Source organism: Limnospira platensis NIES-39, assembly GCF_026000695.1.
In the GTDB taxonomy this organism is placed as follows: Bacteria; Cyanobacteriota; Cyanobacteriia; order Cyanobacteriales; family Microcoleaceae; genus Limnospira; species Limnospira platensis.
On the sequence record NZ_AP026945.1, the window covers coordinates 2,579,626 to 2,597,562 of the forward strand.

The 17,937-nt window shown below is 47.1% G+C and carries 13 protein-coding genes, 2 tRNA genes, 2 rRNA genes and 1 pseudogene; 4 read left to right on the forward strand and 14 right to left on the reverse strand.

The window, feature by feature from the left end:
- Nucleotides 1–18: 18 nt before the first annotated feature.
- Nucleotides 19–1,446, reverse strand: coding sequence for an NAD(P)/FAD-dependent oxidoreductase (locus tag N39L_RS12665; RefSeq protein WP_014275399.1), 1,428 nt, complete (start codon nucleotides 1,444–1,446; stop codon nucleotides 19–21).
- 345 nt (nucleotides 1,447–1,791) lie between these two features.
- Between N39L_RS12665 and N39L_RS12670 the strand changes: the two genes are divergently transcribed.
- The gene (locus N39L_RS12670; RefSeq protein ID WP_231852160.1) at nucleotides 1,792–2,358 is read left to right on the forward strand and encodes a GNAT family N-acetyltransferase; all 567 of its coding nucleotides are present in this window, start codon (nucleotides 1,792–1,794) and stop codon (nucleotides 2,356–2,358) included.
- Here the strand turns inward: N39L_RS12670 and N39L_RS12675 are convergent.
- Both N39L_RS12675 and N39L_RS12680 read right to left on the reverse strand, forming a co-directional pair.
- A complete protein-coding gene (locus N39L_RS12675) occupies nucleotides 2,348–3,244 on the reverse strand; it encodes a metal ABC transporter permease (protein WP_006616996.1) in 897 nt (298 codons plus the stop codon). The genes N39L_RS12670 and N39L_RS12675 overlap by 11 nt on opposite strands.
- A 103-nt stretch (nucleotides 3,245–3,347) precedes the next feature.
- Nucleotides 3,348–4,133 carry a metal ABC transporter ATP-binding protein gene (locus N39L_RS12680; RefSeq protein ID WP_006616997.1) on the reverse strand — a complete coding sequence of 262 codons (786 nt, stop codon included), beginning with the start codon at nucleotides 4,131–4,133 and terminating at the stop codon, nucleotides 3,348–3,350.
- Nucleotides 4,134–4,229: 96 nt separating this feature from the next.
- Between N39L_RS12680 and N39L_RS12685 the strand changes: the two genes are divergently transcribed.
- Entirely contained in the window at nucleotides 4,230–5,156 is a 927-nt protein-coding gene (locus tag N39L_RS12685; RefSeq protein WP_006616998.1) for a metal ABC transporter solute-binding protein, Zn/Mn family, read from the forward strand.
- A 63-nt stretch (nucleotides 5,157–5,219) separates the two neighbouring features.
- On the opposite strand, the gene N39L_RS12690 is transcribed toward N39L_RS12685, so the two are convergent.
- From N39L_RS12690 to N39L_RS12740, 11 genes are all read right to left on the reverse strand, one after another.
- Nucleotides 5,220–7,238, reverse strand: a complete 2,019-nt coding sequence (locus N39L_RS12690) for a ribonuclease catalytic domain-containing protein (RefSeq protein WP_035737129.1) — start codon at nucleotides 7,236–7,238, stop codon at nucleotides 5,220–5,222.
- Nucleotides 7,239–7,246: 8 nt separating this feature from the next.
- The gene (gene rpsR / locus N39L_RS12695) at nucleotides 7,247–7,462 is read right to left on the reverse strand and encodes a 30S ribosomal protein S18 (RefSeq protein WP_006616668.1); all 216 of its coding nucleotides are present in this window, start codon (nucleotides 7,460–7,462) and stop codon (nucleotides 7,247–7,249) included.
- Between the two features lie 79 nt (nucleotides 7,463–7,541).
- Nucleotides 7,542–7,730, reverse strand: coding sequence for a 50S ribosomal protein L33 (gene rpmG, locus N39L_RS12700; RefSeq protein WP_006616669.1), 189 nt, complete (start codon nucleotides 7,728–7,730; stop codon nucleotides 7,542–7,544).
- A 37-nt stretch (nucleotides 7,731–7,767) separates the two neighbouring features.
- Nucleotides 7,768–8,319: an RDD family protein gene (locus N39L_RS12705; RefSeq protein WP_006616670.1), complete on the reverse strand. Its 552-nt coding sequence runs from the start codon at nucleotides 8,317–8,319 to the stop codon at nucleotides 7,768–7,770.
- A gap of 122 nt (nucleotides 8,320–8,441) precedes the next feature.
- Nucleotides 8,442–11,324, reverse strand: a 23S ribosomal RNA gene (locus N39L_RS12710).
- Nucleotides 11,325–11,525: 201 nt separating this feature from the next.
- Nucleotides 11,526–11,598 (reverse strand) — tRNA-Ala (locus N39L_RS12715).
- A gap of 15 nt (nucleotides 11,599–11,613) precedes the next feature.
- Nucleotides 11,614–11,687 (reverse strand) — tRNA-Ile (locus N39L_RS12720).
- A gap of 114 nt (nucleotides 11,688–11,801) precedes the next feature.
- A 16S ribosomal RNA gene (locus N39L_RS12725) occupies nucleotides 11,802–13,290 on the reverse strand.
- Together the 16S and 23S rRNA genes with 2 tRNA genes alongside form the textbook arrangement of a ribosomal RNA operon.
- 627 nt (nucleotides 13,291–13,917) lie before the next feature.
- Nucleotides 13,918–14,808, reverse strand: a complete 891-nt coding sequence (locus N39L_RS12730) for an NF038130 family PEP-CTERM protein (RefSeq protein ID WP_006618320.1) — start codon at nucleotides 14,806–14,808, stop codon at nucleotides 13,918–13,920.
- 492 nt (nucleotides 14,809–15,300) lie between these two features.
- On the reverse strand, nucleotides 15,301–16,500 hold the full coding sequence (locus N39L_RS12735) for an LL-diaminopimelate aminotransferase (RefSeq protein WP_006618319.1): 1,200 nt from the start codon (nucleotides 16,498–16,500) through the stop codon (nucleotides 15,301–15,303).
- A 48-nt stretch (nucleotides 16,501–16,548) separates the two neighbouring features.
- Nucleotides 16,549–16,878: a thioredoxin family protein gene (locus N39L_RS12740; RefSeq protein WP_006618318.1), complete on the reverse strand. Its 330-nt coding sequence runs from the start codon at nucleotides 16,876–16,878 to the stop codon at nucleotides 16,549–16,551.
- A 60-nt stretch (nucleotides 16,879–16,938) separates the two neighbouring features.
- Here N39L_RS12740 and N39L_RS12745 point away from each other — a divergent pair, with 60 nt between their 5' ends.
- Both N39L_RS12745 and N39L_RS12750 read left to right on the forward strand, forming a co-directional pair.
- A complete protein-coding gene (locus N39L_RS12745; RefSeq protein WP_286131363.1) occupies nucleotides 16,939–17,061 on the forward strand; it encodes a hypothetical protein in 123 nt (40 codons plus the stop codon).
- An 86-nt stretch (nucleotides 17,062–17,147) separates the two neighbouring features.
- A pseudogene (locus N39L_RS12750) lies at nucleotides 17,148–17,905 on the forward strand (zinc ribbon domain-containing protein).
- The last annotated feature ends 32 nt before the right edge of the window (nucleotides 17,906–17,937 follow it).

The following is a 17,937-nucleotide window of genomic DNA, read 5'->3' on the forward strand; positions in this document are numbered from 1 at the left end:
GTGTTAATTAGTGGGTATTTATGAATGCTGTTCACGCACTACCCAGGTATCGCCGCCACGTTTGGTAATTGCCGTCATGGGAATGTTATATTCCTCGCATAAAAGTTGCATACAGCGTCCTGTACAAAATCCCCCCTGACAGCGACCCATTCCGGCGCGGGTGCGGAATTTAATGCCATCTAATGTTTTTGCGCCTCGGCTGATCGCATCGAGAATTTCACCCTCGGAAATTAACTCGCACCGACAGATAATTCGACCATAGCTAGGGTTTTGCTTCACCAGTGCAATTTGTTCTTCTGTAGAAAGAGAGGCGAAATGAATGGGTTTAGGGACTGAGGAAATAAAGCTATCTTTGGGGGCTAAGGATAAGCCTTCTTGTTGTAAAATATCCCTAACCATGGTGGCGATCGCTGGTGCTGCGGTTAGTCCTGGTGATTGAATTCCCGCCACGTTAATAAAGCCGGGTTTCGCCGTAGTCCCAATGATAAAATCTTCTCCGTCTACTACGGCGCGGAGTCCCGCAAATTCAGCGATACAGTCCCTAGGACTAATCCCTGGGACGGTTTGGGTAACTGCATCAAAAACTTTTTTTCCCCCTTCGTGGGAGGTAGTTAAATCGGTCTTATCGTCCACCATTTCGGCCGTGGGACCCACCATTAAAGTGCCGTCATAGGTGGGGATGACTAAGATGCCTTTAGAAACGGCAGTAGGACAGGGAAAAATTACTCGTTTTACCAGTCCAATTAATCGCTTATCTAGGAGATATTCTTCACCTTTGCGGGGTTTGATGGTAAAGGTACGCACTCCCGCAAATTCAGCGATCGCATCTGCATAGAGTCCAGCCGCATTAATCACAAAACGAGTATTAAATTCCCCTCTGGGGGTATGGATAACCCAGTTATGATCAGGGGTTTGATTAACTGCTGTAACTGGGCAATTTGTAAATAGATTTAAGCCGTTTATACAGGCATTTTCAATTAAGGCAAAACAAGCCTCGTAGGGATTAATTACCCCAGTTGTGGGCGCATATAAAGCAGCGATCGCCTCTGATGTTAGGTGAGGCTCTTCTTTTCGTAGGCGTTCTTGTTGCCAAATTTCTAAGCCGGGAACTCCTTTAGATTCCCCTTGTTTTTGCAATTTTTCTAGTGTCGGTATTTGGTCTTCTGTCAAGGCGACAGTAAGTTCTCCAATGCGTTTAAAACCAAACCCTAATTCTTCGCATAGGGTATCCCACATTTGGTTTCCTTCCCATTCTAGCTTACCTTTCAGGGTATCAGGGGAACTGTGATGTCCACCGTGAATAATACCGCTGTTGGCTTTGCTGGTTCCGAAACCGACCTCTGCTTCCGATTCAATTAGGGCGACTCGAATCGCATACCGCATCAATTCTCGCGCAATGGTGCATCCGGTTACACCACCACCGATAATGATTGCATCATACAACATGATCCTATCCTGTAAGTGTTTGCTTGTGGGTCATACAGTGTTTAATCAATTGAAATTTTTAGTCAATCAAACTGCTAAATCTGGTTAAGCTGTGGATATCAGTTTCTGGCTGCTACAGCCGCGATCGCATGGATCTTAAAACTGAATCCTCTATCTTCAGTGTAGGATCATATTGATGATTTGTCATCGGTATTTAGGTTAAGTATTTTTAAGCGCCATTATTCAACCCGAGTTAGTTTATATTGTCATTTATGGTATAATTAATCCTGCAAAATTCATCAATAAACAAATTTAATGTGCATTAATATTAAAAACATTAACTCTTTACCGGCACTTAATTCAGCCATGGATCAAGGTCTTTATCCTACTGTATATGAGTGTTTTTCCGCCCCACCTTTTAACGAAAAAGTAACCCAAAAAAAAGTAAAATTTTACTTCCAAAAATATATCGAATCCGGTATTTTATACTTAGCTTATTCTGACGCAACCCCCATGGGATTTATTGCCACCCTTCCCTTAACCGAAACCGCCAACATAGGAGAGTTAGAATTTTTTGAGACTTGGGGATATATAAACAACCAAAAAGTTAATCTAAATTCGGATTTATTTACTCAGCAAACCGGACTCAGCATTGATAAATTATACTATATCGCTGATTTAGGTGTAGCCATTAATTACCGTCAGCAAGGCATCGCCAAACGACTGTTTAAAACCTTATTTGGTCATTTATCAGATAACATTGGTTATATATTGAGAACTACGGCTAACCCTGAATATGCTTATTTACCTGATTTTTATCAAAAGTTGGGGTTTGAAATGATGCCAATTACTCAAAGTGTTGAGTATTATAATTGTCAAAATCAATTAATCCAAGATAGCCGTTTAATTTTAGTCAAATTACCTAACGATTAATTAAATTTTTGATTTCCTTAAAAAGTGGCGGTTCTTTAGATATCTTAACCGGGTGGGTTAGCAGTCCTTCACTGGGGCTAAATAAAAATGCCATCAGGAATAAACCAGAAGCCACTAAGACAATGGCTGGACCGGAAGGCAAGTTATAGAAATAACTCAGATACATTCCACTGATACTAGAACCCACGCCAATTAACACGCCTAAAATCATCACATGATGCAAACGATTAACTAATAAATAAGCTGTGGCTGATGGTGTAATTAATAAGGATAAAACTAAGATGACTCCTACAGCTTTAAGACTGGCAACAATAGTTAAGGAAATTAACATCATTAACCCTAAATTTAACAGGTTTACAGGTAAGCCAGCCGCCTCTGCGCCCTGGGGGTCAAAGGTATAAAACAATAATTCTTTATAAATTAGGAACACGACGAATAAGACAATGGCAGCAATAATGATTGTATCCCGGACATCGGAGGCTGTAACTCCCAAGATATTGCCAAAGAGAAAATGATTCAAGTCGATTTTATTATCTTTTTGAATGATGGTAATTAGGGTAATTCCCAAAGCAAAAAAGCCGGAAAAAACAATCCCCATGGCTGCGTCTTCTTTGATTTTGCAGTGGGTGCGAATTATTTCGATTAATACTGTACTTAATACCGCAGCGACAAACGCACCTACAAAAATATTAAACCCTAAAATAAAGGCGATCGCTAATCCAGGCAAAACTGAATGGCTGATGGCATCCCCTAATAAAGCCAGCCGCTGCACCATTAAATAACTACCCACTACGGCACAAATTAACCCCACCAATATAGCAATAGTGAGCGATCGCTGCATAAAACCATATTGCAAAGGTTCTATTAATATTTCCCAAACTATCATATTTATACTGTCTCTTATATCTTCGGAAACCGGTTTTTTTGAACTGGATTAAGATATCAAAAAAATCGGTTAATCCCCTTTAATAGATAATTAAAAAACGCCATCAAGCTGCATGGTCTGAGAAAAACATGACCCTACCACCATAGGCATGATCAAGATTTTCCTGAGTTAAGACAGCTTCCCTAGTTCCGGCGGCGATTAGTTCTTTGTTTAGCAGAATCAAATCATCAAAATTGGTAATTGATTTACCCAAGTCGTGATTAATTACTAACACAATTTTACCGGAAGCGGCTAACTCCCTAAAAATACTAAAAATCACATTTTCAGTTTTTTGATCAATACCCGCAAAGGGTTCATCAAAGCAGAAAACTTCCGCCTGTTGCGCTAAAGATCTAGCTAAGAAAACCCGCTGCTGTTGACCTCCCGAAAGTTGACCAATAGGACGCGCGCTATAGGTTTCCATTCCTACCCGTTGTAAGGCTTGGGTAGCCAAGCGGCGACTGACCCCCGAAAAGCCTCGAAACCAACCAGTTTGGCGTACTCTTCCCATCATTACTACATCCCAAACTGTGGCAGGATAAGTCCAGTCTATCTGCGATCGCTGAGGGACGTAGGCGACGCGGTGGCGTTGTTGACTCAGGGGACGCTCACCGAAAATTGCAGGGCTTCCTGTGGCAGGAATCAGCCCCAAAATAGCTTTTAACAAGGTACTCTTACCCGCACCATTGGGTCCAATAATTCCGGTTAGCCGTCCTGGGTTCACTTGTAGGTTAATGTCCCGCAGTGCTTCAACCCCTCGGTACTGTACCCCAAGGTTACTGATGATAATACTCATATCCGCTGAAACCTTCTTATTCAAGGAGTTGTGGGCAATTTTGAGAGTATCCATAACTATGATTTTCGATCGCTTCATGTCAAGAATAGCACAAAAATGAAATAATTATGAAATAATTTATGAAAACAAAATGAAAAGGAGTAAGTACAAATGGCTAGACCAATGGCTAAGGGGTTAGGTGTAGTTGGGTTGTTGTGTGGGCTGTTGCTGGGGGGTTGTCAGTCGCCGTCGGTGGTTTCTACTGGGGATGAAATGCCGAAAGTGGTATCTACTACGACTATTATTGCCGATTTAACTGAAGCGATCGCCTCTGAGCAAATTCAACATACAAGCCTTTTACAGCCGGGGGTAGATCCTCATATTTATGAACCTGTCCCCCAAGATAGTATAGCCTTAGAAAACGCTGACCTAATTCTGTATAATGGCTATAATTTGGAACCCGGTTTAATTAGGTTAATTGAAGCGGTGGGACAAAGAGCCAGAAGAGTGGCAGTTGCTGAGTTTATCACTCCCTTAAATACTGAAGAAAATGGAGAGATCGAACCGGATCCCCATGTGTGGGGAAATGTGCAAAATGCGATCGTCATGGCTGAGGTAATTCGGGATGAATTAATAGCACTATCCCCAGATGATCGGCAGATATTTACAGATAATGCAGAACAGCTTATTGAGGAGTTGGAAAAACTGCATATTTGGATTGGTGAACAAATTGCCACAATTCCTAGCGATCGCCGTTATCTGGTCACCACCCATGATGCTTTTCAATATTACGCCGCCGCCTATGGTTTAACTGTACCCGGAACCTTAATAGGTATCAGCACCGAAGAACAACCTAGCGCCCAAACTGTGCGGAATTTAGCAGAGGAAATCCGCCGCCACCGAGTCCCTGCTATTTTTGCCGAAACCACACTTAATCCCCAATTAATTAGGGCGGTCGCAGAAGAAGCCGGGGTGGAATTAGCCCCCCAAGAATTATATTCCGATTCTATTGGCGCACCTGGTTCCCAAGGGGATAGTTATGTTAGAATGATGGAAGCCAATACTAGGGCGATCGTAGAAGCCCTCGGCGACAACTAATTCACTAGGGCAGGTAGGGGCAGGTTTCTAACCCGTCTCCGCCTGCTGCTGGTCGCTATTCTCCTAAACCGCTGGTTCCGTGGCTGGGCCAATAATCTCCTGGAATTGAATCACGTCTTGGCGTGGGTCAGAATGGGTCACTTTTACCTCAAAGCGATCGCCAAGTGCTATGTCGCGGTTAAACCGCATTGGTAACTCTAACCCTAATTCCTCCAGCATCACCAAACCTAAATTACTATCCTCCCGCAACCACCGCAGCAAAATAGCTTCCCACACCTCATCAGCTTGACGACGCAAATATTCCAAACTCCAATAGCGGTTCGTCTCCCGTTCCACCTTCGAGGCTTCCTTCACCGCCGGACCAAGGCTCATCACCATTTCCTGCATTTGTTCCACCGAAAAAGCTGGCTCTTCTCCCCGTAAATGAGCCTTAATCTGGAAGTGAGCCAATAGATCGCTATAACGCCTAATGGGGGAAGTCACCTGCGTATAAGTTTCCAAGGCTAAACTTGCATGGCGAGCCGGAGTCAAGCTAACCTCACTACGAGGCATATAACGACGCAATGCACAGGCTCTTACCGCTCCGGCTGGTAGTTGCAGCAGTTCCTCTTCCGGGGGTAGTTCTGGTTGAGGCTGGCTGCGATAGGGTAATGCTAAATTATGCTCCTGACCGTAGCGAGCAGCTACCTCCCCAGTTAAAATCATCATTTCTGCCACCATTTGGCGAGACAGAGAATCATCAAGGAGTTTAACAATTACCTCATCCCCGTCCACCTTAATCATAGATTCAGGCATATAAATACTAATAGCCCCTTGGGAGGAACGCCATTGTTGCCGAAGTTTCGCGAACTTTCCTAAAATCTCGATTTCTGGTTCAGCCTTAATACCCAAGTGCAGCATCTCATCGACATCATCATAGGTGAGGCGGTAGGTAGGTTTGATGATGCTGGTATGAATGCTATAATCCTTCACGCTGCCATCTTCATTCAGCACTACCCCGAAGCTCAAGGCACAGCAAATTTTACCCTGCACCAAACTCATCGGCCCAGTGGCCAGTTCTGAGGGGAACATGGGAATCATCCCCGTGGGTAGGTAAACGCTGGTAGTCCTGCGCCGCGCTTCTAGGTCTAGTTCATCTCCCGGTTGAATTAGACGGGTAGGATCAGCAATGTGAATCCAAATCTTTTGGGTTCCGTCTTCGAGAAATTCTAGGCTAACTCCATCATCAATTTCGCGGGTGCTTTCGTCGTCAATGGTATAGACCTTCAGATGAGTTAGATCGAACCGACGATCTTGATCTGGGTCAGGTTGGGGAGATTGGAGATAATATTGAGCCACGTCTAGGACCTTTGCGGGAAACTGGGTTGGGATCTGACTGCGCCACAGGGAAAGGTTCTCATGCAGACTCCATATCCCCAAGTCTACCAACAATTGAAAAGAGGCACTGGGAGTTTGAGGGCGATTAAGACTGCTTAGGGTTTCTAAGGCGGGTCCCGTATGGGATGCTTCCTCCCCGTACAGAGCAAAACGTTCCAAAGCATCGAGGCGGGCGCGATCGCTCCCCTGCCATTCTACCACCTCTCCCCCTAGACATTGTTCAACTCGCTGCCAAAATAGTTGGGTTTCCTGTTCCCGTTGCTGTTCAACTTCCTGTTGATGTTTGATTTCTGCTACTTGGTTAGGAGGGCGAGGTTCATAGCGATCGCCCTTCTGTTTAAAGTAGAGTTTATCATTGCATAGCAACAAGTGGCTGGCATAACATTGAGCCGGAGTTTCCTCCGAAAATAGCAACAATGCCATTCCTGTGGGATCGACTGTTTCCCCCTCTTCAATCAAAATCTCCCAGGCTATCTCTAAACTAGCTGGATCTAGATAGGGTTGTATTTCTTCATAAAAAGAGGGAATATCAGCAGGACGATAAGTCGTTCCCCCTACCTCATAGGTAATTTGTCTGGGATGAACGGTATGGGAATTTCCCTGGTCATCAACTAAGATCCAGTGCTTTTTTCCTTCAGGGCGAGCTACCACAGCGAGACGGCGCTCCCCATGTATACGGAATTCAACTAAAGTTCCCTTTTCCACCAATTCAATCAGCCTTCTTTATTGACAAAGGGCAGCATGGCTAAAATTCTAGCCCGTTTGATCGCTTTTGTCAGGTCTCGTTGTTGTTTACAGGTTAAACCGGTAATGCGCCGGGGTAGAATTTTGCCCCGTTCGGTCATAAACTTTTTCAACAACTCGATGTTTTTATAATCAATGGGGGTTTTCGGATCAATCGGCGAAACTTGGCGACGGAAATAGCTCATGGGCTTTGACTCCTGTTGGTTTAATGGATGATTCTAGGTTCATGGGGATGACTACTCTCCCACCAGTCATCTGAAAGCACTATTTGATTTCTTTGTGAACCGTATGTTTGTTACAGTGGGTGCAGAATTTTTTGAGTTCCATCCTCCCAGTTGTATTCCGACGGTTTTTGGTCGTTGTATACCGTGACACACCCTTAGAACGCTTATCGGTATTGGTGCGACACTCAGTGCATTCCAGCGTGATTACAATGCGAACACCTTTAGCCATAATCCTAAAAGATTTCTTAATAAAGCACAATCATCTATTATTTCAGGTATTGCTGCATTTTGTCAATCCAATTTTTGACTCTAATATCCAAAGAATAGCCTCGTTGCACACCAATAACGATAGTTTCGCCAAAGCGATCGTGAAAAGTTTGCGGATATTGACTCAGATCAAACAGCACCACTCCACCATCAGCGATCAGGGGAACTAGTAACAGCACAACACCCGCATGGCCTAAAGCCAGATTCCCTAATCCATTTAGAGCCAAGAACACAAAAAACCCTAGGACACCCTCACGCTTAGATAATTCTAACAGTTGCGGTGTTCGGTGGAATCGTGTATCAATTACCCTCATATTCAAAGCCCACCGCCCTAGGCTCTGTCCATAGTTTCGATAAACTACAAACACCCGTGAGGCTATCCAAAGCAGCATAAATATCAAAAATCCGACTAAGCCACTAGCCCCTAATAAACCAGTAATCAACAACACTAGAAATCCGTCAATCCCTAATGCGATCGCCCGACACCAAGTAGGAACCCTTGGAAAAGCCGGGGCTACTAACTCAGATAATTCAGACCTTTCAGAACTCATGGTGAATACCAGATTATCAAAAAACAAAGCCTCAATCGAAAGAAAGAGGCAGAGTAATAAGATTAAATTGTAGTGTATAAGCAAAACCCTAAAGGCTGCATAGAGAAAAAGCGAGTGTAAAAGAGGTCAAGCCCTCGGTCTGTTAGTGTGCCTCGGCTACATCCATTGCTGGACTTCCACCTGACATCTATTAACGGGTAATCTTCCCGTGACCTTACCTGGCTAACCCAGTGAGAGCACTCATCTTGAGGTGGGCTTCCCACTTAGATGCTTTCAGCGGTTATCCGCTCCGCACATGGCTACCCTGCGTATACCGTTGGCACGATAACAGGTACACCAGCGGTGCGTCCTTCCCGGTCCTCTCGTACTAGGGAAGGCTCCTCTCAATGCTCTTACGCCTGCACCGGATATGGACCGAACTGTCTCACGACGTTCTGAACCCAGCTCACGTACCGCTTTAATGGGCGAACAGCCCAACCCTTGGGACGTACTACCGCCCCAGGTTGCGATGAGCCGACATCGAGGTGCCAAACCTCCCCGTCGATGTGAACTCTTGGGGGAGATCAGCCTGTTATCCCTAGAGTAACTTTTATCCGTTGAGCGACGGCCTTTCCACGCAGTACCGTCGGATCACTAAGGCCGACTTTCGTCCCTGCTCGACTTGTAGGTCTTGCAGTCAAGCTCCCTTATGCCTTTGCACTCTACGGCTGATTTCCAACCAGCCTGAGGGAACCCTTGCGCGCCTCCGTTACCATTTAGGAGGCGACCGCCCCAGTCAAACTGCCCCCCTGAAACTGTCTCTTTCCCGGATAACGGGAAAAGGTTAGAATTCTAGCCTCGCCAGAGTGGTATCTCACCGATGGCTCAGAATCCCCCACAAGGAATTCTTCACAGCCTCCCACCTATCCTGCGCAAGCGAAGCCCGAACCCAATTCCAGGCTACAGTAAAGCTTCATAGGGTCTTTCTGTCCGGGTGCAGGTAGTCCGTATCTTCACAGACAATTCTATTTCGCCGAGTCTCTCTCCGAGACAGCGCCCAGATCGTTACGCCTTTCGTGCGGGTCGGAACTTACCCGACAAGGAATTTCGCTACCTTAGGACCGTTATAGTTACGGCCGCCGTTCACCGGGGCTTCGGTCATCAGCTTCAGATTACTCCTGACCGACTTCCTTAACCTTCCGGCACTGGGCAGGCGTCAGCCCCCATACATCGTCTTGCGACTTAGCGGAGACCTGTGTTTTTGGTAAACAGTCGCCTGGGCCTCTTCAGTGCCACCTACCTTTCGGCAGGCACTCCTTCTCCCGAAGTTACGGAGCCATTTTGCCGAGTTCCTTAGAGAGAGTTATCTCGCGCCCCTTAGTATTCTCAACCACCCCACCTGTGTCGGTTTAGGGTACAGGCATTTACAGTTTAAGATGTATAGGGCTTTTCTAGGAAGCCTGATGACTATCACTTCCCCGCCGTAGCGGGTCGGACTCGTGCCTCAGCTCAGTCTGTTTTCACCAGACCTCAACACCTCGAACACTTGCACCGGTAACCAACATCCGGATGACGAACACCTACTCCGTCCCCCTTCATCAACTGCAAACGGTACGGGAATGTTAACCCGTTGTCCATCGACTACGCTTTTCAGCCTCGCCTTAGGTCCTGACTAACCCTCCGCGGACGAGCCGTCCGGAGGAACCCTTAGGGTTTCGGGGTGTGGGATTCTCACCCACATTTTCGCTACTTAAGCCGACATTCTCACTTCTGCTTCGTCCACACCTGCTTGCCGCTAGTGCTTCACACTACCACAGAACGCTCCCCTACCAATAGTTGCCTATTCCACAGCTTCGGTACACTACTTAGCCCCGTTCATTTTCGGCGCAGGAGCGCTTGACCAGTGAGCTATTACGCACTCTTTTAAGGATGGCTGCTTCTAGGCAAACCTCCTGGTTGTCTGGGCACTCCCACCTCCTTTATCACTTAGTAGTGATTTGGGGACCTTAGCTGGTGGTCTGGGCTGTTTCCCTCTTGACGATGAAGCTTATCCCCCACCGTCTCACTGGTTGAGTGTACCCCTGGTATTCAGAGTTTGTCTCGATTTGGTACCGCTCTCGCAGCCCGCACCGAAACAGTGCTTTACCCCCAGGTTTAAACCTCAACCGCTGCGCCTCAACGCATTTCGGGGAGAACCAGCTAGCTCCGGGTTCGATTGGCATTTCACCCCTAACCACACCTCATCCGCCGATTTTTCAACATCGGTCGGTTCGGACCTCCACTTGGTTTTACCCAAGCTTCATCCTGGACATGGTTAGATCACCCGGGTTCGGGTCTACAAATTATGACGTAACGCCCTATTCAGACTCGCTTTCGCTTGGGCTTCAACCTATTGGGTCTTAACCTGCCATAACTTGTAACTCGCCGGCTCATGCTTCAACAGGCACGCGGTCAGACGTTAAATCGTCCTCCCACTGCTTGTAGGCTAACGGTTTCAGGTTCTATTTCACTCCCCTTCCGGGGTTCTTTTCACCTTTCCCTCACGGTACTGGTTCTCTATCGGTCACACAGGAGTATTTAGCCTTACCTCGTGGTCGAGGCGGATTCACACGGAATTTCACGGGCTCCGTGCTACTCGGGATACAGTCGAGCCGTTTTGGCTTTCGACTACAGGACTTTCACCTTCTCTGGTGCAGTATTCAACTGCTTCGTCTAGCCTCGGCGGTCTCTGATGACTGTCCCACAACCCCAACGGGAAATCCCATTGGTTTAGGCTGTTTCCCGTTCGCTCACCACTACTAGGGAAATCGCTATTGCTTTCTCTTCCTCCGGCTACTAAGATGTTTCAGTTCACCGGGTTCGCTCATACTCGCCTATGGATTCAGCGAGCTGTTTATGGGTTGCCCCATTCGGACATCTTCGGATCAAAGCTTGCTTCCTGCTCCCCGAAGCCTTTCGTGGGTCGCCACGTCCTTCATCGCCTCTGTGTGCCTAGGAATCCACCGTTAGCCCTTTGTAGCTTGACCTACATTGGAATTGTCTTTACGACGTTTTCCTACACCATTATGCTTTTCTCTATGCAGTTTTCAAGGTTCTGACTGGAACAGATGTCCAGCTATCCAATCTCAGACTAACATCTAAAGATTTAGGAGCTGTACAGTGATAAATTATCTATCAGAGGTCATCTCATCTCATCTCACCCCAACTAGCACCATCACAAAGGAGAGTGGAGGTAAGCGGACTCGAACCGCTGACTTCTGCCGTGCAAAGGCAGCGCTCTACCAACTGAGCTATACCCCCAGTTTGGGGTGGATGTGGGCCATCCTGGACTTGAACCAGGGACCTCACCCTTATCAGGGGTGCGCTCTAACCACCTGAGCTAATAGCCCATAACACGAACCCTAAAGTTTGAAAGCTCTCTGACCGCCCCATCCGACCTAAGGATGACCTCAAGACACGGCTATAGTTGTTAAGGCGCGATATCTCGAAGTAGGTCTCCCTAAAAAGGAGGTGATCCAGCCACACCTTCCGGTACGGCTACCTTGTTACGACTTCACCCCAGTCATCAGCCCTGCCTTCGGCATCCTCCTCCGCGAACGGTTAGAGTAACGACTTCGGGCGTGGCTAACTTCCATGGTGTGACGGGCGGTGTGTACAAGGCCCGGGAACGGATTCACCGCAGTATGCTGACCTGCGATTACTAGCGATTCCTCCTTCATGCAGGCGAGTTGCAGCCTGCAATCTGAACTGAGGAGAGGTTTACGGGATTGGCTCAGACTCGCGTCTTGGCTACCCTTTGTCCCCCCCATTGTAGTACGTGTGTAGCCCAGGACGTAAGGGGCATGATGACTTGACGTCATCCCCACCTTCCTCCGGTTTGTCACCGGCAGTCTCCCTAAAGTGCCCAACTGAATGATGGCAACTAAGGACGAGGGTTGCGCTCGTTGCGGGACTTAACCCAACATCTCACGACACGAGCTGACGACAGCCATGCACCACCTGTGTTCCGGCTCCCGAAGGCACTCTCGGCTTTCACCAAGATTCCGGACATGTCAAGCCCTGGTAAGGTTCTTCGCGTTGCATCGAATTAAACCACATACTCCACCGCTTGTGCGGGCCCCCGTCAATTCCTTTGAGTTTCACACTTGCGTGCGTACTCCCCAGGCGGGAAACTTAACGCGTTAGCTTCGGCACAGCCCGGGTCGATACAGGCTACACCTAGTTTCCATCGTTTACGGCTAGGACTACTGGGGTATCTAATCCCATTCGCTCCCCTAGCTTTCGTCCCTCAGTGTCAGTTACGGCCCAGCAGAGCGCTTTCGCCACCGGTGTTCTTCCCGATATCTACGCATTTCACCGCTACACCGGGAATTCCCTCTGCCCCTACCGTACTCTAGCTGTTCAGTTTCCACTGCCTTTCAGTAGTTGAGCTACTGTCTTTGACAGCAGACTTGAACTGCCACCTACGGACGCTTTACGCCCAATCATTCCGGATAACGCTTGCCTCCTCCGTATTACCGCGGCTGCTGGCACGGAGTTAGCCGAGGCTTATTCCTCAAGTACCGTCATTGTGTTCTTCCTTGAGAAAAGGGGTTTACAACCCAAGAGCCTTCCTCCCCCACGCGGTCTTGCTCCGTCAGGCTTGCGCCCATTGCGGAAAATTCCCCACTGCTGCCTCCCGTAGGAGTCTGGGCCGTGTCTCAGTCCCAGTGTGGCTGATCATCCTCTCAGACCAGCTACTGATCGTCGCCTTGGTGAGCCTTTACCTCACCAACTAGCTAATCAGACGCGAGCTCATCTCCCGGCGATAAATCTTTTACCTTTCGGCTCATCCGGGATTAGCAGAAGTTTCCCTCTGTTGTCCCCGACCGGGAGCCAGATTCTCACGTGTTACTCACCCGTCCGCCACTAGCTCCGAAGAGCCCGTTCGACTTGCATGTGTTAAGCAGACCGCCAGCGTTCATCCTGAGCCAGGATCAAACTCTCCGTGTTGTCAGTCTTTCGACTAACTTTTGGATTTCACGAGTTCAGCTTGCTTTTTCTGAACTCCTGGCTTATACTGTGGCTAACTCTCAGATTTACCTGAGTAGTAGCCGATAAATTCATTGACCTGGGGTGGTCATTAAGCTTTCAAACTATTAGTTTTTCTAGGTTCGGGCGCGTTCCGGTTCGTTGCCTTCCCTTCGAGCGCATTTACCAATGTATATTACCTAACTAGGTTTGTCAACCCTTTTGGGAAAATTTTTTTGACTTTTTTTGACGAATGCCTGAAAACCCCTACACCACAAGGGTTTGGGCTGAAAAAAAATTTTGGGAATCAGGGATAGTTGAAGGTGGCGGAGCGGATAACTAGGGACAAGGGTACGTGGGGCTGGTTGGTTGGCTGATAGTCTCGGATCGAATAGGCCACATAACCAGGGGCTATATTATTGGACGGGTGACTCATATATATAGAGAGGGAGGGAGGTAGTGACAGACGAGAATAGTGACTTCCCGAGGATACAGACAAGTAAAAAGCCCAAGTGGTAGAGAAAAAGACTCTGATCGAAGTCAACTCTCTACCACCGGGCTGGTTGTAAATAATGATATGGATGCTAGTTGTAGCTAACAGGAAGCTAATTAGCTATTTTTCCGAGACTTGCGGGAAGAGGCTGCAAACAAACCGCCAACAGCCATCAGACCTAACATAGTGGAAGGTTCAGGAACAGAAGGCACGTTACCTGTAGGAATGTAGACTTTGTAAAGGCCGTTGTGGGAAGTTCCATCAGTGTACTCAGTTAGTCCAGTAGCAGTAGCACTGAAACTCCACAGATAATCAACTACTCCGTTATATTCATACCTGAGAATTTCACTAGCCTGCCAACCTGCAAACCAGCTTCCGTAGACATTACCTAAGTCCATATGTCCGGCTAAACCGATTTCAATGCCGTTGCTGTTACTGTTGATGTAGGAGATGTTGGGGTCGCTGGCGCGTTCAAAACCATACATACCGAAAAACGAATTAAAGGCATTTCTTCTACCGATTCTTCCTAAATCAGGTTGGTAGTTGTCCAATAACTCACCAAACCAGCGGTTAGCTAAGTTGTCAGAGCCATATTGGTTCGTGAAATTACCATCAGCAGTTGTGAACCAGTCGAAGGCGTTGAGACTACTGATAGTCAGGGTTTGACCGTTAACTTCACCAATCAGGCTGGTTCTTGCACCACCATAGAAAGATGAGTTATAGTCCCACCCATACATACTTTGATCATTAATGTGACTGCTGGAGAACAATTCAATGTTACCGCCGGGAGTTCCGTCTAGCTGGCGCAAAATGTCGTCGATGTTTGCAGAAGGGTTTGCATAGGTTTGGTCAACTAAACCGTCACCAGTAGTGTCTCGGGCATCGTAGAGGATATAGTCGTTACCTTCAATTCTGAAGTTTTGGGCTAGGACAGGAGCGGCGACTATTGCGGTCATACCGGCGGCAAGGGAGGCACTAACTAAGAATTTGTTGATAAGTCCAGCCATGATTGAAGTCTCCTAAAGTTAATAGTTGAGGGTTGAGTTAGTCCTTTTGGGGAAGCTGTAATCAGCTTTACCTGAAAAGGGATTTTGTTTAATTATTATTAGTTTTTCGTAGATGACACCGCTTTTTTCATCGGTTTCGCGCTTTTAAGTTAGGGCGCAGAGTCTTTAATATAGACATAAATTTAACGCCTGCTGTTTTTTGACTCTGTGTTCATTATAGTTGACGGTCTGGGAAAAGTCTATAAAGGTTCTGTAAAGTTATGGTGATTTTATATAAAGTTATCGGCAAATTTGATGGTGTCTAAGATTGGTCTGATGATGGTTAAAAATACTCCGTATTTCTACGAAAAATTACAGTTTTTTGGGGGTGATGTTTAAGAGATTGATCGGTATATTTAAAGGGGGCCGGACTCGATGAAACCCAGAGTAGTGCTGGGAATTGTCGAGAACCGGCCCCTATCATTAGTTGTAGTAAGTTAGGTGTTAGCTGGTTTAGGGCTGGTGGGACTGCAAGAATTGGGCAATCCGGTCTACGGCGACTTTTAAGACTTCTGGGGGATGAACGAGAGCAAAGCGGACATATCCTTCGCCGGATTTGCCAAAGCCAACGCCGGGAGATACGGCGACTCCGGTTTGTTGGACTAATTGGGCGCAGAAGCGGATAGAATCTTGACTCCAGGGTTCGGGGAGTTTTGCCCAAATGTAGAGGGTGGCTATGGGGGTAGGTACATCCCAACCGATGTCATGGAGGGCTTTAACAAAGACATCGCGCCGCTCTCGGAAGGTATCAACGGTGTAGCTAATTAATTCTTGAGGGCCGGTTAAAGCAGCGATCGCACCATTAAGAATGCCACGATACTGATTAAAGTCGATCGCCGCCTTGACCTGTCGCAGAGCGAGAATCAATTGAGGATTTCCGACGGCGAAACCGATACGGAAGCCTCCCATATTATAGGACTTGGAAAAGGTAAAAAACTCTATGGAGACGGTTTTCTGGGGGTCTGCTTGCAAGATAGAGGGGGCAATGGCATCATTATTGACGGCATTGCCTTCTGGGAAGACAAAATCCCCGTAGGGGAAATCATGAACGAGGACGAGATCATTTTTTTGACAGAAGGCTACGGCTTCCTGAAAAAATGATAAGGGAGCGATCGCGGTTGTGGGATTATGGGGATAACTCAAGACCATCATTTTGGCTTGAGACAATACGGCTTGGGGAATTTCCTCAAACTTGGGCAGGAAGCCATTTTCAGCCAACATGGTCATGGGGTAAATTTGTCCGCCAGCTATATATACTCCGCCGGCGTGGGAAGGATAGCCCGGATCTTGTAATAGGGCAAAATCTCCGGGGTCAAGAATAGCTAAAGGCAGATGTCCTGTTCCTTCCTGACAGCCTATGAGTTGGAGAACTTCGGTTTCCGGGTCAACTGGCACGCCATACTTTTGGGTGTACCAGTGAGCGGCGGCATCTCGAAAATCCTTAGTATTGCGGAATAAAGCGTAACCGTGGGTTGTAGTATCGTCGAGGGAGTCCCGAATGCGATCGATAATGTGATTAGCCACAGGTACATCAGAAGAACCCAAAGACAAGTCAATCAGATCTTGTCCGGCGGCCAATGCTTTGGCTTTGGCTCGATCCATATCAGCAAATACATTAGACCGTAGAGGTTCTAGTCGCTTAGAAAATTGCATAGCATTCAACTCCGACGCAAACGGGACTCAATAAGAGATTTACAGATTCTACAGGTGAGGGTCAATCCACTCAATTAGTTTGTCTTTGGTAATTGCTCCCTCAAAGGAGGCGATAATTTCTCCGCCCCTAAATAGTCTCAAGGCTGGGACTCCTTCCACTTGACAGAGTTTAACTGCTTGGGGGTTGGGGTCGATTTCTAGTTTAACTACTTTTAGGCGATCGCTGTAAGTATTTGCTACAGCTTCGACGGAGGGGGAAACCAAACGACAAGGGCCACACCAGCCAGCCCAGAAGTAGGCTAAAGTCGGCTGTCCAGTATTACCTAGGACTTCGGTTTCAAATTGGGAGTCTTGAATGACAATGACGTTGCTACTCATTAAAGCTGCTCGGCTAGTACGACTTCCTGATCACTAATTAGATTACCATAGTGCAAAATTGTGACGAGGGCAGTCCTGAATGGGGGTGCGATCGCCCAAATGCAACAAAATTTAACTTTTGAGGGGGACAGAAGGGTGGGAGAGTCGGCGGAGGGTGATTTACCAAAGATCCTGGGTCACTAGCCCGGTCGCTTCGGCTTTGCTCAACAAGCCTTGTAGGACGGCTTTTTATGTTATACTATTATGCTTAGGCGTGTTGTCCCATATAAATGATTGTACTGGAGTTTAAAGCCAAAGGGAAGTCAAATCACGTGCATTACCATTGATGAGGCGATCCGAACTGCTCAGTTCATCGGCAATAAATAAAGCGATCGGTTTCTGGATGGATAATTCAGGAATTGGACAGAATAATTTGTATGGTCTAGGGCAAAACACGCTCGAGATGAATTTCCTTTTGCTAAAAACTTAAACTCCAGCGCCTGTCAAGCGTCCATTGAAAGAGCATATTCGGCAATAAGGAGGTTCTACGAGAACTGCCGGAAAGCCATTCGAGGAAAGAAAGGTTTTCCCAAGTTCAAAAAGAACAGCCGTTCAGTTGAATACACAACTTGTGGTTGGAAGTTATCAGAAACTCGTAATCAAATCACCATTCCCGTCGATTAATGATGCAAGTTGGTATCAGTTCAGGAAGCTAGAGTATTTTGGGGTGAAGTTTGGCAAGGTGACGGTTGCGGTTAACCCGGCTTATACTTCCCAAGAATGCTCTAACTGTGGTGCAGTGGTCAAAAAAGCCCTATCCACTCGAACTCATGTTTGTCAATGTGGGTTAAACTTGGATCGGGATGGGAGTGCTGCGCTCAACATCCTGTTCGCGCAGCGTTGCGCAGCAAAGTCAGCCTTGTGTACGCTAGGGCAAGCGCGAAGGGTCTTATACCCGAACGCTTCAGGAGATTCGACCATTACTCGGGCTGGAGCAATCCTGTCAAAGCAAGTTGGGTCTATGAATGAAGAATCCCCTCGCCTTTAGGCAGGGGAGTGTCAAGATTTGTTAAGATTATT

Bases quoted from the DNA above. Each gene is read 5' to 3' on its own strand.
- N39L_RS12730 (WP_006618320.1), bottom strand. From the start codon at position 14,808: ATGGCTGGACTTATCAACAAATTCTTAGTTAGTGCCTCCCTTGCCGCC.
- N39L_RS12740 (WP_006618318.1), bottom strand. From the start codon at position 16,878: ATGAGTAGCAACGTCATTGTCATTCAAGACTCCCAATTTGAAACCGAA.
- N39L_RS12685 (WP_006616998.1), top strand. From the start codon at position 4,230: ATGGCTAGACCAATGGCTAAGGGGTTAGGTGTAGTTGGGTTGTTGTGT.
- N39L_RS12665 (WP_014275399.1), bottom strand. From the start codon at position 1,446: ATGTTGTATGATGCAATCATTATCGGTGGTGGTGTAACCGGATGCACC.
- N39L_RS12670 (WP_231852160.1), top strand. From the start codon at position 1,792: ATGGATCAAGGTCTTTATCCTACTGTATATGAGTGTTTTTCCGCCCCA.
- N39L_RS12705 (WP_006616670.1), bottom strand. From the start codon at position 8,319: ATGAGTTCTGAAAGGTCTGAATTATCTGAGTTAGTAGCCCCGGCTTTT.
- rpmG (WP_006616669.1), bottom strand. From the start codon at position 7,730: ATGGCTAAAGGTGTTCGCATTGTAATCACGCTGGAATGCACTGAGTGT.
- N39L_RS12675 (WP_006616996.1), bottom strand. From the start codon at position 3,244: ATGATAGTTTGGGAAATATTAATAGAACCTTTGCAATATGGTTTTATG.
- N39L_RS12735 (WP_006618319.1), bottom strand. From the start codon at position 16,500: ATGCAATTTTCTAAGCGACTAGAACCTCTACGGTCTAATGTATTTGCT.
- rpsR (WP_006616668.1), bottom strand. From the start codon at position 7,462: ATGAGCTATTTCCGTCGCCAAGTTTCGCCGATTGATCCGAAAACCCCC.
- N39L_RS12680 (WP_006616997.1), bottom strand. From the start codon at position 4,133: ATGGATACTCTCAAAATTGCCCACAACTCCTTGAATAAGAAGGTTTCA.